General features: G+C 75.7%; 1 protein-coding gene. It reads left to right on the forward strand.

Features of this window, described 5'->3' with window-relative positions:
* On the forward strand, positions 1-1,814 hold a 1,814-nt coding region (locus ACFXAM_RS38655), incomplete at both ends, for a polyketide synthase dehydratase domain-containing protein (protein ID WP_380298610.1).

A 1,814-nucleotide genomic window follows, 5' to 3' on the forward strand; every position in this document is an offset into this window, starting at 1 on the left:
GCTGGCCGACGCCGCCGAACTGGTGGTGGCCCGTGGCCGGTTGATGCAGGAGCTGCCGTCCGGTGGGGCCATGGTCGCGGTTCAGGCCTCGGAGGACGAGGTCGCACCGCTGCTGGCCGGTCGCGAGGACAGCGTGGGTATTGCGGCGCTCAACGGCCCGTCCTCGGTGGTGCTTTCGGGATCGGAGGACGCCGTCGCGGAGGTGGTCGCACTCCTGGAGGGCCGCCGCACGAAGCGGCTCACGGTCTCCCACGCGTTCCACTCGCCGCTGATGGAGCCGATGCTCGCGGCCTTCCGCGAGGTCGCCGCACGCGTCACCTTCGCCGCGCCCACCCTGCCGATCGTCTCCACCCTGACCGGACAGCTCCTCACCGCCGACGAGCTCGCCGACCCCGACTACTGGGTGCGCCACGTCCGCCACGCCGTCCGCTTCGCCGACGCCGTCGACACGCTCGCGGCGCAGGGGGTGACGGCGTTCCTGGAGATCGGTCCCGGCGGCCTGACCCCGATGGTCCGGGAGACGCTGCCGGACGCCCTCGCCGTCCCCGCCCTGCGGGCCGACCGCACCGAATCCGCGGCCTTCACCACCGCCCTCGCCCACCTCCACACCCACGGCACCGCCCTCGACTGGGACGCCGTCTTCGCCGGCACCGGCGCCCGCCGCGTCGACCTGCCCACCTACGCGTTCCAGCACGAGCGCTTCTGGCTCGACACCCGCCCGGCCACCGGCGACCTCACCGGCTCGGGCCTGTGGTCGGCGGACCACCCGCTGCTCGGCGCGGCGGTCACCCTGGCCGACCGTGACGGTGTGCTGCTGACCGGCCGGCTCTCGCTGGCCACGCACGCGTGGCTGGCGGACCACGCCGTGCGGGGCACGGTCCTGCTGCCCGGCACCGCGCTGATCGAGTTGGCGATCCGCGCCGGCGACCAGGTGGGCTGTGACCGCGTCGAGGAACTGACCCTGGAATCACCGCTGTTGCTTCCGGAGCAGGGCGGCGTCCACGTGCAGGTCCTAGTGGACGACGCCGACGGCTCCGGGCGTCGCGCCGTGCGGCTCTACGCGCGGCCCGACGACGCGACGGCCGCCTCGCCGTGGACGTGCCACGCCACCGGTGTGCTCGCTCCGGCCGGGGCGCCGACCGACGAGCACGCGGCGTCCGAGCCGGCCGAGTGGCCTCCCGCCGGCGCCGTCGAGGTCGGTGTCGAGGGGCTGTACGACCGTCTCGCCGGACTGGGGCTGGTCTACGGCCCGGTGTTCCGGGGCGTGCGGGCCGGATGGCGGCGCGGGGACGAGGTGTTCGCCGAGGTCGCACTGCCCGAGGGCGTCGAGGCGACGGGCTTCGCCGTGCACCCCGCGCTGCTGGACGCGGCGCTGCACGCCGTCGCCCTGAGCGCCTCCGCCGAGGAGCACGACGAGGGGCGGATCCCGTTCTCGTGGAGCGGGGTGCGGGTGTCCGCCACGGGTGCGACGGCGTTGCGGGTCCGGCTGGCCCCGGCGGCCGGCTCCGGGGCCGGGGTGGGCACGGTCACGCTGTCGGCCGCCGACGGCGCCGGGCGGCCGGTGCTGTCGGTCGAGTCGCTGATGTTGCGCCCGGTGGGCGCGGAGCAGCTGGCCACCGCACGCGAGCAGCAGCGTGACGCGCTCTACCGGGTGGAGTGGGTGCCGGGGGTGGTGTCGGCCGGTGCGGTGGAGGTGGAGGTCCGTGAGGGTGTGGCGGGTCTCGGGCGTGAGGGTGCGGTGGTGCCGGGGGTGGTGGCGGTGGTGTGCCCGTCGTCGGGGTCCGGTGCCGGGGGTGTGCGTGGGGTTGTGGGTG

It is taken from the genome of Kitasatospora sp. NPDC059462, assembly GCF_042749955.1.
Lineage (GTDB): Bacteria > Actinomycetota > Actinomycetes > Streptomycetales > Streptomycetaceae > Kitasatospora.